The 15306-nt window shown below is 73.3% G+C and carries 13 protein-coding genes; all 13 read right to left on the bottom strand.

Annotated features, from left to right (window positions below; all coding sequences use genetic code 11):
• Positions 1 to 30: 30 nt before the first annotated feature.
• A complete protein-coding gene (locus K353_RS15985) occupies positions 31 to 384 on the bottom strand; it encodes a hypothetical protein (RefSeq protein WP_233533614.1) in 354 nt (117 codons plus the stop codon).
• A 357-nt stretch (positions 385 to 741) separates the two neighbouring features.
• A complete protein-coding gene (locus tag K353_RS15980; protein WP_111554299.1) occupies positions 742 to 2103 on the bottom strand; it encodes an MraY family glycosyltransferase in 1362 nt (453 codons plus the stop codon).
• Between the two features lie 162 nt (positions 2104 to 2265).
• On the bottom strand, positions 2266 to 3528 hold the full coding sequence (gene glyA, locus K353_RS15975) for a serine hydroxymethyltransferase (protein ID WP_111554254.1): 1263 nt from the start codon (positions 3526 to 3528) through the stop codon (positions 2266 to 2268).
• Positions 3529 to 3693: 165 nt separating this feature from the next.
• Positions 3694 to 4368, bottom strand: a complete 675-nt coding sequence (locus K353_RS15970) for a protein-tyrosine-phosphatase (protein ID WP_111554253.1) — start codon at positions 4366 to 4368, stop codon at positions 3694 to 3696.
• Positions 4365 to 5012: an L-threonylcarbamoyladenylate synthase gene (locus K353_RS15965; protein WP_100836350.1), complete on the bottom strand. Its 648-nt coding sequence runs from the start codon at positions 5010 to 5012 to the stop codon at positions 4365 to 4367. The genes K353_RS15970 and K353_RS15965 overlap by 4 nt, the downstream gene beginning before the upstream one ends.
• Positions 5013 to 5170: 158 nt before the next feature.
• The gene (prmC, locus tag K353_RS15960; protein ID WP_111554252.1) at positions 5171 to 6037 is read right to left on the bottom strand and encodes a peptide chain release factor N(5)-glutamine methyltransferase; all 867 of its coding nucleotides are present in this window, start codon (positions 6035 to 6037) and stop codon (positions 5171 to 5173) included.
• 24 nt (positions 6038 to 6061) lie between these two features.
• Positions 6062 to 7138 (bottom strand): peptide chain release factor 1, encoded by a 1077-nt coding sequence (prfA, locus tag K353_RS15955; protein WP_100836352.1) that lies wholly within the window; start codon positions 7136 to 7138, stop codon positions 6062 to 6064.
• Positions 7139 to 7271: 133 nt separating this feature from the next.
• Positions 7272 to 7496, bottom strand: a complete 225-nt coding sequence (gene rpmE, locus K353_RS15950; RefSeq protein ID WP_033214688.1) for a 50S ribosomal protein L31 — start codon at positions 7494 to 7496, stop codon at positions 7272 to 7274.
• A gap of 124 nt (positions 7497 to 7620) precedes the next feature.
• Positions 7621 to 8796, bottom strand: a complete 1176-nt coding sequence (locus tag K353_RS15945) for an LCP family protein (protein ID WP_111554251.1) — start codon at positions 8794 to 8796, stop codon at positions 7621 to 7623.
• A gap of 142 nt (positions 8797 to 8938) precedes the next feature.
• Entirely contained in the window at positions 8939 to 11083 is a 2145-nt protein-coding gene (rho, locus tag K353_RS15940) for a transcription termination factor Rho (protein ID WP_111554250.1), read from the bottom strand.
• Between the two features lie 515 nt (positions 11084 to 11598).
• Positions 11599 to 12540 carry a homoserine kinase gene (thrB, locus tag K353_RS15935; protein ID WP_111554249.1) on the bottom strand — a complete coding sequence of 314 codons (942 nt, stop codon included), beginning with the start codon at positions 12538 to 12540 and terminating at the stop codon, positions 11599 to 11601.
• 280 nt (positions 12541 to 12820) lie between these two features.
• Positions 12821 to 13918 carry a threonine synthase gene (thrC, locus tag K353_RS15930; protein WP_111554248.1) on the bottom strand — a complete coding sequence of 366 codons (1098 nt, stop codon included), beginning with the start codon at positions 13916 to 13918 and terminating at the stop codon, positions 12821 to 12823.
• Between the two features lie 10 nt (positions 13919 to 13928).
• Positions 13929 to 15221, bottom strand: coding sequence for a homoserine dehydrogenase (locus tag K353_RS15925; RefSeq protein WP_111554247.1), 1293 nt, complete (start codon positions 15219 to 15221; stop codon positions 13929 to 13931).
• Between the last annotated feature and the right edge of the window lie 85 nt (positions 15222 to 15306).

The following is a 15306-nucleotide window of genomic DNA, read 5'->3' as shown; positions in this document are numbered from 1 at the left end:
CCCCCTCGCGAGGGGGACGGCATGCCCCGCTCACGGTTGACGCCCGGATTTCGGCTTGCCGTCGGGTTCCACGTAGAAGGTCTTGGCCTTGAGCCAGCCCCGCACCTGGAAGCCCATCCAGACGATCACCAGGCCGAGCAGCGAGAGGCCGAAGACCTTGTGGTCGAAGAAGGTGAGGCGCTTGGCCACCGCGAGCAGGACGCCGACCACCAGGATCTGAGTGGTGTAGACCAGCATCGCGACCGGCATCAGCATCTGCGGGTTGTTCCGGCCCAGCCGGTCGAGCGCGATCTGGCCGGCGCCGAAGAACAGGATCACGACCACCGTCGCGAGCAGGGCACCGAGCAGCCCCTTCCCCTGGGCGACGGCGAGGGCGATCGCCATGGCGACCACTCCGGCGACCGCAGTGGGGATTGCGGCGCCACGGAGGATCCGGGCGTCGTGGGACGGCATGTCGGCAACTCCGGCGGCATGTCGGAAACGGGGGGCAGAGAGAACGCGGGGGGTGCGCGGAACGCGCCGCGGACAGCCGCCTGGACGGCGCGTCCGTCGAGGGAGACCGACCAGGGACGGAAGTCCTCCACCTGTCAGGTCTTTCGGCGTGTTCTCGGTACTCGTGAACGGTATCACAAACTATTTGATGAGAGCTTTACCATGAAGGTGTGGTACCTGTCACACCAAGGGCGGACAAGTGCCTCCGAACGGGTGCCGCCGGACGGCCCAACGGGAACTGACCTGCCGTCAGGAGCGCCGCTCGCCGCGCGGCCCGGCCGCCGTGGCGCCCGTCCCGAGCCGTCCCAGCAGGGCCTTGTCCTCGGCCGACAGCTCGGCCATCGCGGCCGGCTCGGCGTCCTCGGCGTTCTGGGCGTCCTCGGCGTCCTGCCCGCGCTCCGCCGACGCGACCGACCCGGCCGACTCCGCCGCCCGGCCCGGCTCGCCGTCCCGGTAGCGGGGCGGCACGAAGGACTGGACGGCCCTGGGCGCGCGCGGCTTGAACCGCGGCATCAGCAGCACCGCGAGGCCGACCAGGCACAGGCCGGCCATGGTGAGCACCACCGCGCGGCCGGTGTGGGTGATCGACACCGCGACGGTGCCGAAGGCGATCAGCGCGGCCCAGAAGTACATGATCAGCACGGCCCGGCTGTGCGAGTGCCCGACCTCCAGCAGCCGGTGGTGCAGGTGCTGCTTGTCCGCCGCGAACGGCGACTTGCCCGCCCAGGTGCGGCGCACCACGGCCAGCAGCAGGTCGGCCAGCGGCAGCGCGATCACGGTCAGCGGCAGCAGCAGCGGGATGTAGATCGGCACCAGGGCGTGCACGGCGGTGGTCTGCGAACCGACCTGCTCGGTGATCAGGTCGGGGTCGACCCGGCCGGTGATCGAGATCGCCGCGACGGCCAGCATCAGGCCCAGCATCATCGAGCCGGAGTCGCCCATGAAGATCCGCGCCGGGTGCAGGTTGTGCGGCAGGAAGCCCAGGCACATGCCGATCAGCACCGCGGTGAACAACGCGGCGGGCGCGGCGTCGTTGATCCCGTAGCCGAGCCAGAGCCGGTACGAGTAGAGGAAGAAGGCCATCGCGGCGATGCAGACCATGCCGGCGGCCAGGCCGTCCAGGCCGTCGATGAAGTTGACCGCGTTGACCATCACGACCACCAGCACGACCGAGATCAGCATGCCCTGGGTCGGGGTGACCGGGACCGAGCCGTAGCCGGGCACCGGGATGGCGATCACCGTGATGCCCTGCCAGACCATCACGCCGGCGGCGATCATCTGTCCGCCGAGCTTCACCAGCGCGTCCACGCCCCACTTGTCGTCCAGGACGCCCAGCACGAACATGATCCCGGCCCCGGAGAGCAGCGCCTTGATGTCCGCGCTCTGCACGAACAGCCGCCCGAGGTTGGTCAGTTGGGACGCCGCCAGCAGGCCGGCCAGCAGGCCGCCGAACATCGCGATGCCGCCGAGCCGCGGCGTGGGCTCGCGGTGCACGTCGCGCGCCCGGACGGCGGGCATCGCGCCGGCCGCGATCGCGAACTTGCGGACCGGGCTGACCAGCAGGTAGGTCACCGCCGCCGAGACGAACATGACCAGCAGATACTCACGCACCACCGGCCTCCAGGGTCGCGCTCGGACGGACGAGTACGCAGGGTACTCCCGCGCTGGTTCGGGATTCGAGGTGCGTCGCCACGGAGCACACCTTATTGACTCCGACGCCCGGGCCCCGCATCGCGGTTCTCCCCGACGGCCCCGAACCCCGTGCCGGGGGGCTCAGCGCCGCCCGGCGAAGGCCCGGGCCAGCTCCCGCACCCGGCCGCGCACCGGCTCCGGGCCGTCCCCGGCGAGCACCCGGCCGAGCAGGGCGCCGACCTCGCCGAGCTCCTCCTCGCCCATCCCCTGGGCCGCGCAGGTGCCGGTGCCCAGCCGGATGCCGGAGGTCTCGGTCGGCGGCGCCGGGTCGTACGGGACGGCGCACCGGCCGAGCAGCAACCCGGCCGCGGCGCAGCGGCGTTCGGCCTCCACGCCGGTCAGGCCGAGGGCCCGGACCGAGGCGGTCACCAGGTGGGTGTCGGTGCCGCCGGTGAGCGGCTGGGCCCCGGCGGCGGCCAGCGCGGCGGCCAGCGCCCGGGCGCCGGAGACCGCCCGCCGGACGTAGCCGGTGTGGGCGGGGGTGGCGGCCTGGGCCAGCGCGACCGCCTTGGCGGCCACCTCGTGCATCGCCGCCCCGCCCTGGGTGAACGGGAAGACCGCGCGGTCGATCCGGTCCGCCAGTTCGGCGGTGCACAGCAGCAGCCCGCCGCGCGGCCCGCGCAGCAGCTTGTGGGTGGTGGCGACGGTGACGTCCGCGTAGGGCACCGGGGAGGGGGCGGCGCCGGCCGCGACCAGGCCGGCGGTCTGTCCGGCGGCGGCGATCAGGTAGGCGTCCACCTCGTCGGCGATCTCCCGGAAGGCGGCCCAGTCGACGTGCCGCGGGTAGGAGATGCCGCCGGCCACGATCGCCTTCGGGCGGTGCTCGCGGGCCAGGGCGCGGACCTGGTCGAGGTCGATCCGGCCGTCCTGCTCGCGCACCCCGTAGCCGTGGAAGCGGAACCAGCGGCCGGAGAAGTTGGCCCGCGAGCCGGCGCTGAGGTGGCCGCCGTGCTCCAGCGACATGGCGAGCACCGCGTCGCCCGGCCGCAGCAGCGCGGCGTAGGCCGCCAGCATCGCCGAAGTCCCGGAGCGGGGCTGGACGTTGGCGTGCGGGGCGGCGAACAGTTCGCGGGCCCGGTCGATCGCCAGCAGTTCCACGGTGTCGGCGGGCGCGCAGCCGGTGTGGTGCCGGCGGCCCGGGTAGCCCTCGGCGTACTTGTCGGCCAGCGGGCCGGAGAGCGCGGCCAGGACGGCGGGGGTGGCCAGGTTCTCCCCGGCGAGCAGTTGCAGCGAGTCCGCCCGGCGCTCGGCCTCGGCGGTGAGCAGGTCGGCGACCAGCGGGTCGGCGGTGCGCAGGGCCTCCGCGGCCTCCCAGTGGACGGATGGGGCGTCGGCGACCGTCATGGTGCGGCTCCAGGCTGCGGTGCGGGCAGGTCCTTCCAGCGTAGGTCGGCCCCCACCGCCCGGCCCGCCCGAACGCGCGGGCTTGCGCCTTTCCGGTTGCCGCCATCGCCTGCGCACGCAGTCTTCACAAATCCCCCACGGAAACTTTAGTGGAGGGCGCTCAACTCAGCGGGCCACGCCCGTCAGGGCGGTCACCACCGGGTCCAGCGCGTCGAATATCTCCTCGCCGCAGTTGCGGAACATCCCGATCGGTGCCCCATAGGGGTCCCTCAGCTCGTCGAACTCGGGTGCGGAGGCCAGCAGCCAGCCGCGCAGGGCGGCGGCCGAGCGGACCAGCGCGCGGGCGCGCTCGGTCAGCCGCGCGCCGTCCCGGGGGTCCGGCAGGGTGCGCGGGTCGACCCTTTGCACCAGACGGGTGAACTCCTTGATGGTGAAGGTGCGCAGTCCCGCCGCGTGGCCCATCGAGATGACCTGCGCCCGGTGGTCCAGGGTCGCGGTCAGCACCAGGTCGGCGTCGATCACGTGCTCGTCCAGCAGCTCCCGCCCGGCGAAGTCCGCGCTGTCCGCGCCGTACTCGCCGAGCACCGTCGCCGCGTGCGCCTCCATCGGGGCGCCCTCGTGGCCCCAGGTGCCGGCGCTCTCCACCACGATCCGGCGGCCGACCCGCACCCCGAGCCGGGAGTCGAGCTCCAGCCGGGCGAGCCGCTCGGCGATCGGCGAGCGGCAGACGTTCCCGGTGCAGACGAACAGGATGCGGAAGGCGTCCAGCGGGAGCGGCCCGGGCTCCGCGAAGGGTGCCCGGGCGCTCCGCGCTCCGTACAGGGGGGCGGCGGCGGTCAACTGCCGGCCTCCACGTCCGGAACGACCTCCCTCAGCTGCTCGACGCCGATCGCGCCCGCCCGCAGCACCACCGGCACCTTGCCGGTGACGTCGACGATGGTCGAGGGCGTGCCGTAGTCCGCCGTCCCGCCGTCCAGGTAGATCGACACCGCGTCGCCGAGCTGCGCCTCGGCCTCGTCGCAGGTGGACGGGGACGGGCCGCCGGTCTTGTTGCCGGAGGAGACCGCGAGCGGGCCGGTGGCGTTCAGCAGCTCCAGCGCGACCGGGTGCAGCGGCATCCGGACCGCGACGGTGCCCCGGGTCTCGCCCAGGTCCCAGCGGAGCGAAGGCTGGTGCCGGGCCACCAGGGTCAGGCCGCCGGGCCAGAACGCGTCCACCAGTTCCCAGGCCTGCTCGGAGAAGTCGGTGACCAGCCCGTGCAGCGTGGTCGGCGAGCCGACCAGCACCGGCGAGGGCATGTTCCGGCCCCGGCCCTTGGCGTCCAGCAGGGCGGCGACCGCCTCCGGCGAGAAGGCGTCCGCGGCGATCCCGTACACCGTGTCGGTCGGCACCACCACCAACTCCCCGCGGCGGATCGCCGTGGCGGCCTCACGCAGCCCGCTCGCGCGGTCCTGGGCGTCGGAGCAGTCGTATCGGCGGCTCATCGGAGCAATCCCCTTCCGGTGGTGTCAGTTGGTACTTACAGCGAAGCGCGGCGCGCGGTCGTGCTGTGCCCGGTGCTCACAACGACGCCCTCCGGGCCGTTGTGCTGTGCCTGATGTTCACAACGACGCCCTCCGGGCGGTTGTGCTGTGCCTGATGTTCACAACGACGCCCTCCGGGCCGTTGTGAAGCGCGGCCGGTTGTTGAGGTCCCGGTGGTCGGCGGCGTCCGTCCAGCCGCCCTCCTCGCGGAAGATCCACGGGACCTGCCCGCCCTGGGTGTCGGCGTGCTCGATCACCACCGCGCCGCCGGGCCGCAGCAGCCGGGCGGCGACGCGTTCGATGCCGCGGATGGTGTCCAGGCCGTCCTCGCCGGAGAACAGCGACAGCTGCGGGTCGTGGTCGCGGGCCTCGGGGGCCACGTACTCCCACTCGGTCAGCGGGATGTACGGCGGGTTGCTGATCACCAGGTCGAACCGGCCGTCCCAGCCGCGGTCGTCGGCGAAGGCCAGGGTGGCGTCGCCCTGGTGCAGGTGGACCCGGGCGCGGTCGGGGCTGGCCTCGACGTTGCGGCGGGTGTAGGCGAGGGCGCCCTCGTCGAGTTCGAAGGCGTGCACGGTGGAGCGGGGCAGTTCCTGGGCCAGGGCCAGCGCGATCGCCCCGGAGCCGGTGCACAGGTCGACCACCAGCGGCTCGGCCACGTCCATCGCGCGGACCGCGTCTATCGCCCACTCGACCACCGACTCGGTCTCCGGCCGGGGGACGAACACCCCGGGGCCGACCTCCAGTTCGAGGTAGCGGAAGAACGCCCGTCCGGTGATGTGCTGGAGCGGCTCGCGCTGCTCGCGGCGGGAGACCGCCTCCCAGTACCGGGCGTCGAAGTCCCCGTCCGGCACGGTGTGCAGCTGGCTGCGCTTCACGCCGTGGGTGTGCGCCGCGAGTTCCTCCGCGTCGAAGCGCGGCGAGGGCACGCCGGCCGCGGCCAGGCGCTGGGTGGCCTGGGCCACCTCGGCGAGCAGCAGGTTCATACCCTCGGGCCCCTTAGCCTCGGCTCAGTTCTCCTGCGCGGCGGCCAGCTTGGCCGCGGCGTCGGCGTCCACGCAGGACTGGATCACCGCGTTGAGGTCGCCGTCCAGCACCTGGTCCAGGTTGTACGACTTGAACCCGGTGCGGTGGTCGGAGATGCGGTTCTCCGGGAAGTTGTACGTCCGGATCCGCTCGGAGCGGTCCACGGTGCGCACCTGGCTGCGGCGGGCGTCGGACGCCTCCCGCTCGGCCTCCTCCTGCGCGGCGGCCAGCAGCCGCGACCGCAGGATGCGCATCGCCTGCTCCTTGTTCTGCAGCTGGCTCTTCTCGTTCTGGCAGGACGCCACGATACCGGTCGGCAGGTGGGTGATCCGGACCGCGGAGTCGGTGGTGTTCACCGACTGCCCGCCGGGGCCGGAGGAGCGGTAGACGTCGATCCGCAGGTCGTTGGCGTGGATCTCCACCTCGACCTCCTCGGCCTCCGGGGTGACCAGCACGCCCGCGGCGGAGGTGTGGATCCGGCCCTGCGACTCGGTCGCGGGCACCCGCTGCACCCGGTGCACGCCGCCCTCGTACTTCAGCTGCGCCCAGACGCCGTGGCCCGGCTCCGGGTTGCCCTTGGTCTTGACCGCCACCGAGACGTCCTTGTAGCCGCCGAGGTCGGACTCGTTGGCGTCGATGATCTCGGTCTTCCAGCCCAGCCGCTCGGCGTAGCGCAGGTACATCCGGAGCAGGTCGCCGGCGAACAGCGCGGACTCCTCGCCGCCCTCGCCCGCCTTGACCTCCAGGATGACGTCCTTGTCGTCGTTGGGGTCGCGCGGCACCAGCAGCAGCCGCAGCTCCTCGGTCAGCTCCTCCTGGCGGGCCTCGGAGCTCTTCGCCTCGGCGATGAAGTCCGGGTCCTCCACGGCGAGCTCGCGCGCGGCGGCGATGTCCTCGCCGGCCTGCTTCCAGGCCAGGTACGTCCGGGTGATCGGGGTCAGCTCGGCGTACCGCTTGGCCAGCTTGCGGGCGTTCGCCTGGTCGGCGTGCACCGACGGGTCGGCCAGCCTCTTCTCGAGGTCGGCGTGCTCGACGAGGAGCTCTTCGACTGCCTCGAACATCGGTCTGTCCTACTTCCGTGAGTGTGCCGCAGCGGGGGTGGCGAGGGGGCGGGAGGGGGAGACGCGAACGGCGCCGGTCCGGAAGCCCCCGTGCACGAGCACGGGGACGTCCGAGACCGGCGCCGTGGAAGCGCTAGGCCTTGCCGCCGGAGAGCTTCTTGCCGAAGCGCGCCTCGAAGCGGGCCACGCGGCCACCGGTGTCCAGAATCTTCTGCTTGCCGGTGTAGAACGGGTGGCAGTTCGAGCAGACCTCGGCGCGGATCTCGCCGCTGGTCTCGGTCGAACGAGTGGTGAACTCGTTGCCGCAGGTGCAGGTCACCTTGGTGAGCACGTACTCCGGGTGAACGTTGGACTTCAAGGGATTCTCCTAGCTGATCGGGAGGGCACCGGGTCGGCGGACTGGGCAGCCGCTCGTGAACCGGGACCGACGGACCAGTGTGCCAGCACTGCCCGCTTCTTCCCAAACCGGGAGGCGGAGCCCGCTATTCCGCCCCCTCGAAGGCGTCGGCGAGGGCGTCCGCGGAGGCCTCGGCCGAGGTGCCGGCCGAGGCTCCGGTCGAGGTGCCGGCGGAGGCTCCCGCCCCGGCGCTCGCCGGGGCGGACGGGTCGGCCTGCGCCGGGTTGGCCGGCTGCTGCCGGAGCACCTGCGGCGGCACCGCCCGGTCGGCCCGCAGCGCCGCCCACAGCTGCTGGGCGGCCGGGTTGCTCGGGACCACCCGGTTGGGGTCGCTGACCGAGTACGCCACCGGCAGGGTGACCATGGTGAGCTGGTCCGGTCCGATCTTCTTGACGGTCTGCGCCATGCCGACCAGCGAGCTGACCGAGGCCAGGTCGGAGTCGGTGGTCAGCGAGCTGGTCAGCTTGTCGCCGAGCTGCCACATCGCCACCGGGTTGGAGCCCAGGCCGAGCGCGCCGACCTGCCCGAGCATCGCCCGGACCATCTCCTTCTGGAGCTCGATCCGGCCCAGGTCGCTGCCGTCGCCGACGCCGTGCCTGGTCCGGACGAAGGCCAGTGCCTGCTGCCCGCCCAGGTGGTGGGTGCCGGCGTCCAGGTGCAGGCCGCTGTCCTCGTCGTCGATCGGCACCGTGGTGGTGACGTCCACCCCGCCGATCGCGTCGATCAGCGCGGCGAAGCCGGTGAAGTCCACCTCGACGAAGTGGTCCATCCGCATCCCGGTGAGCTGCTCGGCGGTCTTCACCGCGCAGGCCGGGCCGCCGACCTCGTACGCGGAGTTGAACATGGCGCTGCGGGCCGACGCGACCTGCTTGCCGTCGCCGCCGGTGCAGGCCGGGCGGGGCACCAGGGTGTCGCGGGGTATCGAGACCACCGAGGCGGCGGTGTGCGCCTGGTTGACGTGCACCACCATCGCGGTGTCCGAGCGGGCGGTGTCGCCGGTGTCGCCGCCCGCCAGGCTCCCGTTGGTGCCGGAGCGCGAGTCGGAGCCCAGCACCAGGACGTTGAACGCCCCGCCGGTGGAGGCGGGCGGCCGGGCGGTGCCCAGCTGCCCGGAGATGTCGACGCCGTGGATGTTCCGGTTCAGCTTCCAGTAGGCGATCCCGCCCAGTCCGGCCCCGACCAGGACGAGGCCGGCCAGCGCGAACAGCGCGATCCGCAGCCCGCGGCGGCGCGGGGTGCGGTGCTTGGGTTGCTCGGCCATATCGCCTCATTTCACCCTCAGTGCGACCTATCGAGCATAAGTGACGGACCGGTACGGTGATCGGTTTCCGGGCCCGGCCCGGGAAAGCAGCGGGCCCCGCACCGCCTGGCGGCGGTGCGGGGCCCGGGTGGTGCTACCGGTGTCAGTCGCCCGAACCGGGGGTGTTCTTGGCGATCTGCATCAGGAACTCGGCGTTCGACTTGGTCTGCTTCATCTTGTCCAGCAGCAGCTCGATCGCCTGCTGCGAGTCCAGCGCGTGCAGCACCCGGCGGAGCTTCCAGGTGATGGCCAGCTCCTCGTGGCCGAGCAGGATCTCCTCCTTGCGGGTGCCGGAGGCGTCCACGTCGACGGAGGGGAAGATGCGCTTGTCCGAGAGCTTCCGGTCGAGCTTGAGCTCCATGTTGCCGGTGCCCTTGAACTCCTCGAAGATCACCTCGTCCATCCGCGAGCCGGTGTCGACCAGCGCGGTGGCCAGGATGGTCAGCGAGCCGCCGTTCTCGATGTTGCGCGCGGCGCCGAAGAACTTCTTCGGCGGGTACAGCGCGGTCGAGTCGACACCGCCGGACAGGATGCGGCCGGAGGCGGGCGCGGCCAGGTTGTAGGCGCGGCCCAGGCGGGTGATGGAGTCCAGCAGGATCACCACGTCGTGGCCCAGCTCCACCAGGCGCTTGGCGCGCTCGATGGCGAGCTCGGCGACGGTGGTGTGGTCCTCGGCCGGGCGGTCGAAGGTCGAGGAGATGACCTCGCCCTTCACCGACCGCTGCATGTCGGTGACCTCTTCCGGACGCTCGTCCACCAGGACGACCATCAGGTGGCACTCGGGGTTGTTGTGGGTGATCGCGTTGGCGATCGCCTGCATGATCATGGTCTTGCCGGTCTTCGGCGGGGCCACGATCAGACCGCGCTGGCCCTTGCCGATCGGCGACACCAGGTCGATGATCCGGGTGGTCAGCACGCCCGGGTCGGTCTCCAGGCGCAGCCGCTCCTGCGGGTACAGCGGGGTCAGCTTGCCGAACTCGGGGCGGCCGCGGCCGCTGTCCGGGTCCATGCCGTTGACGGAGTCCAGCCGCACCAGGGCGTTGAACTTCTCGCGGCGCTCGCCGTCCTTGGGCTGGCGGACCGCGCCGGTGATGGCGTCGCCCTTGCGCAGGCCGTGCTTGCGGACCTGGGCCAGCGAGACGTAGACGTCGTTCTGGCCGGGCAGGTAGCCCGAGGTCCGGACGAAGGCGTAGTTGTCGAGGATGTCCAGGATGCCGGCGACCGGGATCAGGACGTCGTCGTCGCTCAGCGGGACCTCGGGGCCGCCCGCGCCCTCGAAGCCGTCGCGGCGGCGGCCCCGGCGGTCGCGGTAGCGGCCGCGGCGGCCGCGGCGGCCGTCGCCGAACTCGTCGTCGTCGTAGCCGCCCTGCTGCTGGTTGCCGCCCTGCTGCTGGGCGCCGCCGCCCTGCTGCTGCTGGCTGCCGCCCTGCTGGCGGCCCTGGCCGCCGTCCTGCTGCTGGCCGCCGCCCTGCTGGCGGTCGGCGCGGTCGCGCTCGCGGCGGTTGCGGCGGTCCCGGCGGGACTCGCGCACCTCGTTGTCGTTGTCGGCCGCGGGGGCCTCGGCCCGCTCGGCGCGCTCGGGGCGGTCGGCCCGCTCGGGGCGGTCGCCGCGCTCGCGGCGGTCCCGGCGCTCGCGGCGCTCGGCGCGGGCCTCGCCGTCGGCGGCGGCCGGGCGCTGTGCCTCGGCCTTGGCCTCGGCGGGGGCCTGCTCGGTGGCGGTGACGGCGCCGGGCTCGGCGGTCGGGGCGCCGGCCGCCGCGGTGGCCCGGCGGCGCGGGCGCTCGGCCCGGGCGGTGGCGGCCGCGGTCTCGGCGGCGGCCTGCACCGGGATCTCGATCTGCGCCTGCGGTTCGGCGGTGGCGGCGGCGCGGGTGCGGCGGGCCGCCCGCGGCGCAGCCGCCGGTTCGCCCTGCTCCTCGGCCGGGGCGGCCGGGGCGGCCTCGGTCCCGGCGGCCGGGGCGGCGGTCTTGGCGGTCTTCTTGGCGGCCGGAGCGGCGGCGCCGGAGGCGCCCGCGAGCAGCGGGTCCCCGCCGCTCTTCTCCTTGATCGCCTCGATCAGCTGGCTCTTGCGCAGCCGTCCGGTACCGCTGATCCCGAGGGACGAGGCGAGCTTCTGGAGCTCGGCCAGCACCAGGCCGTCCAGGCCGGCGGCGGCGGTACGACGACGGCGCGCCGGAGCCGCGGGGGCGGCTGCGTCCGACGCCTCGGCGTCCGGGCGCGCGCCCATCAGATCGGTGGTGTCGCTCACTAAGGGTCCTTCCCTGGAGCGGACGTCGGCCTGTCTGGCACGGCGACCGGTTGTGCTGTCCTGGCCGGCGTCTCTTCGCGCTGGTCAGGGGCGGGATTCCCGCGGGAGGCTGGTCCTCCCGGGGAGCTGCGGAGTGCGGTGCACTGTGGTGCGAAGCGGCGCGGACGGCCGGGTTTCTGGTGCCGACCTCGCTGCGCCTTGTTCGATGCCCGGGCCCCCGTCGCGCGGCGGCGGCGCGGGCCCCGCCCGGTCTGGCCTCAGTGCGGAGGCTGGAGGGGGGAGTCCGGTGCCGTCACGGCTTCGGGATGGGCCCCACTTGCGCAGGCAGGCTGCGTACGCGGTGTGGCGAGCTCCCGGAGAATCGTGCTCCCGAGCTTCCGGCCCCCGTGCGGACGGGGGAACGGGATCGGGATGCGTCGCACCGGCGCCCGGAGGGCATCTGGTGCAGCAATGAGGTTAACACTACCTACCCCCTGACACATTCCCCAGCCCTTTGCTTGTCAATCGTGTCCGTCTCACATGTCGAGCGGCAGGACGGTCGCCCCGGTGCGGTCCAGCTCCAGCCGGTGCGCCGCGAACTGCGCACCGGCGCCGTACCCGCGGTCGCCGGCGGCGAAATCCATCACCTTGCCGACGTGGGCCTCGTCGGTGAGGGCGAGCACGGTCGGTCCGGCACCCGAGATGACGGCGGGGACGCCCTCGGTGCGCAGGGCGGCGACCAGGGCCGCGCTGTCCGGCATCGCGGAGGCCCGGTAGTCCTGGTGCAGGCGGTCCTCGGTGGCGGTGAGCAGCAGTTCCGGGCGGCGGGTGAGCGCCTCGACCAGCAGGGCCGCGCGGCCCGCGTTGACCGCGGCGTCGGACAGCGGCACGGTCTTGGGGAGCAGGCCGCGGGCGGTCTCGGTGAGCACCTCGGTGGACGGGATGAACACGAGCGGCACGACCTGGTCGGACGGGTCCAGGGTGATGGTGCGGGCGCCGTCGTCCTCGGTCCAGGCGACGGTGAAGTTGCCGCGCAGGCAGGCCGCGACGTTGTCCGGGTGGCCCTCCAGCTCGGAGGCGAGGGCGAGCAGCGCGTCGTCGCCGAGCGCGGAGGCGCCGCCGATGGTGACGGCGCGGGCGGCGACGATGCCGGCGCAGATCGCGGCGGACGAGGAGCCCAGGCCGCGGCCGTGCGGTATGCGGTTGGCGCAGACCACTTCGAGGCCGCGGGGCTGGCCGCCGAGCCGGTCGAAGGCGGCCCGCATCGCGCGGACCACCAGGTGGCGCTCGTCGCGGGCGAGGTTCTCGGAGCCCTCGCCGGCGATGTCCACGGTCAGGCCGGAGTCGGCGACCCGGACCACCACGTCGTCGTAGAGCCCCAGGGCGAGGCCGAAGGCGTCGAAGCCGGGGCCGAGGTTGGCGCTGGTCGCGGGGACGCGGACCCGGACGGCGGCGGCGCGGAACGCGGGACCGGCCATGCGGTGGACACACTCCTGAACGGTGGGGGGAGAGGCCCGGACGACGGGGCCTGCGGTGGTACGTGGCGGCGGGGTCTCGAAAGGGGCGCGCAGCATGGCGCGGCCCGCCGGGGTCAAGCGTATCGAAGAGAGGTTCCGGAGCGGTACACCCCGCCCGGCCCGGATCTTCCGTGTTGCCGCGAGCAGCGTGGAAGCGCCGGCGGGTCGACCGGAAAGCGGCGGCGAGCGGCCGCCCTCGGGGGCGGTCCGCTCGCCGGGTTGACGCTCGGTCAGGGGTGGGTCAGTCGAGCAGGCCGAGGCGGCGGGCGGCCGTCTCCGGGTCGATCGGGACGACCTGCGGCTGCGGCGCGCCGGCCACCGCCCAGTCCGGGTCCTTGAGGCCGTTGCCGGTGACGGTGCAGACGATCCGCTGGCCGGGGTCGACCAGGCCGGCCTCGGCCTTGGCGAGCAGGCCGGCCACCGAGGCGGCGGAGGCGGGCTCCACGAAGACGCCCTCCTGCGCGGCCAACAGGCGGTAGGCGGACAGGATCTGACGGTCCGTCACCTTGTCGATGAGGCCGCCGGAGTCGTCCCGGGCGGCCAGCGCGTAGTCCCAGGAGGCCGGGTTGCCGATCCGGATCGCGGTGGCGATGGTCTGCGGCTTGAGCACCGGGGCGCCGTCCACGATCGGGGCCGAGCCGGACGCCTGGAAGCCCCACATCCGGGGGGTGCGGGCGGCCAGGCCGTCCGCCGCGTACTCGCGGTAGCCCTTCCAGTAGGCGGTGATGTTGCCCGCGTTGCCGACCGGGAGGACGTGGATGTCGGGGGCGTCGCCGAGCATGTCGACGATCTCGAAGGCGGCGGTCTTCTGGCCCTCGATGCGCACCGGGTTCACCGAGTTGACCAGGGCGACCGGGTACTTCTCGGAGAGTTCGCGGGCCAGCGTCAGGCAGTCGTCGAAGTTGCCGTCGACCTGGAGGATCTTGGCGCCGTGCACCAGCGCCTGGCCCATCTTGCCGAGGGCGATCTTGCCCTGCGGGACGAGCACGGCGGAGACCATGCCGGCCCGCACCGCGTAGGCGGCGGCGGAGGCCGAGGTGTTGCCGGTGGACGCGCAGATGACGGCCTGGGCGCCGTCCTCCTTGGCCTTGGAGATGGCCATGGTCATCCCGCGGTCCTTGAAGGAGCCGGTCGGGTTGGCGCCCTCGACCTTGAGGTAGACGTCGCAGCCGGTGCGCTCGGAGAGCACCTGGGCGGGGACGAGCGGCGTGCCGCCCTCCAGCAGGGTCACCACCGGGGTGGAGCCGGTGACCGGGAGGCGGTCGCGGTACTCCTCGATGAGGCCGCGCCACTGGTGGGTGTGGCTGCCTCGGACGGTGCTTTCGGCAATGGCGTTCATGGCGGCTTTCCTATTCCCCTTCGACCCGCATGATGCTGGCCACGTCGCGCACGCTGTCCAGTGCGCGGAGCTTGTCGACCGTCGCCGACAGGGCGGCGTCGGTGGCGCGGTGGGTGACCACGACGAGCGCGGCGTCGCCGTCGCGGCCCTGCTGGCGCACGGTGTCGATGGAGACGCCGTGCTCGGCGAAGACCGAGGCGACCTGGGCGAGCACGCCCGCGCGGTCGTCCACGTCCAGGCTGACGTGGTAGCGGGTGACCACCTGGTCCATCGGCTTGGCGGGCAGCGCGGCGTACACCGAGTCGCCGGGGCCGGTGGTGCCGTTCACCTTGTTGCGGCAGACCGCGACCAGGTCGCCGAGGACCGCGGAGGCGGTCGGCGAGCCGCCGGCGCCGGGGCCGTAGAACATCAGCCGGCCGGCCGCCTCGGCCTCCACGAAGACCGCGTTGTACGCCTCGCGGACGGAGGCCAGCGGGTGGCTGAGCGGGATCATCGCCGGGTGCACCCGGGCGGTGACCGAGGCGCCGTCGGCGGCCCGCTCGCAGATCGCCAGCAGCTTGACCACGCAGCCCATCTGCTTGGCGGAGGCGATGTCGGCGGCGGTGACCTCGGTGATGCCCTCGCGGTAGACGTCCGCGGCGGTGACCTTGGTGTGGAAGGCGATCCCGGCCAGGATGGCGGCCTTGGCGGCGGCGTCGAAGCCCTCCACGTCGGCGGTCGGGTCGGCCTCGGCGTAGCCCAGCGCGGTGGCCTCCTCCAGCGCCTCGGAGTACCCGGCGCCGGTGGAGTCCATCTTGTCGAGGATGAAGTTGGTGGTGCCGTTGACGATGCCCAGCACCCGGTTCACCTTGTCGCCGGCCAGCGACTCGCGCAGCGGGCGCAGCAGCGGGATCGCGCCGGCGACGGCGGCCTCGTAGTAGAGGTCGACGCCGGCCGCGGCGGCGGCCTCGTGCAGTTCGGCGCCGTCCTTGGCGAGCAGCGCCTTGTTGGCGGAGACCACCGAGGCGCCGCCCGTGAAGGCTTTCAGGATCAGCGACCTGGACGGCTCGATGCCGCCCACCACCTCGACCACCACGTCGATGTCGTCGCGGCCGACCAGGGCCTCGGCGTCGGTGGTGAGCAGGTGCTCGGGCACCCCGGGGCGGGGGCGCCCGGCCCGGCGGACCGCGATGCCGGCGAGCTCGACCGGGGCGCCGATGCGCGCGGCGAGGTCGTCGGCCGTCGTCGTCATGATGCGCGCCACCTCGGAGCCCACCACACCACAGCCCAGCAACGCCACCTTCAGCGGGCGCGTACGCATCATCCGACTCCGCTCTGCATTCTTCGGTCCCCGTCGGGGTGTTCCGTCGCCCCCGGGGGCCTGCCTGTTTCCCACCAGTCTCCGGGAC

The sequence above is a fragment of the Kitasatospora sp. SolWspMP-SS2h genome, assembly GCF_003259315.1.
GTDB lineage: Bacteria > Actinomycetota > Actinomycetes > Streptomycetales > Streptomycetaceae > Kitasatospora > Kitasatospora fiedleri.
Note: the sequence above shows the minus strand (reverse complement) of the source record. Positions and strands in the feature narration are given on the sequence as shown.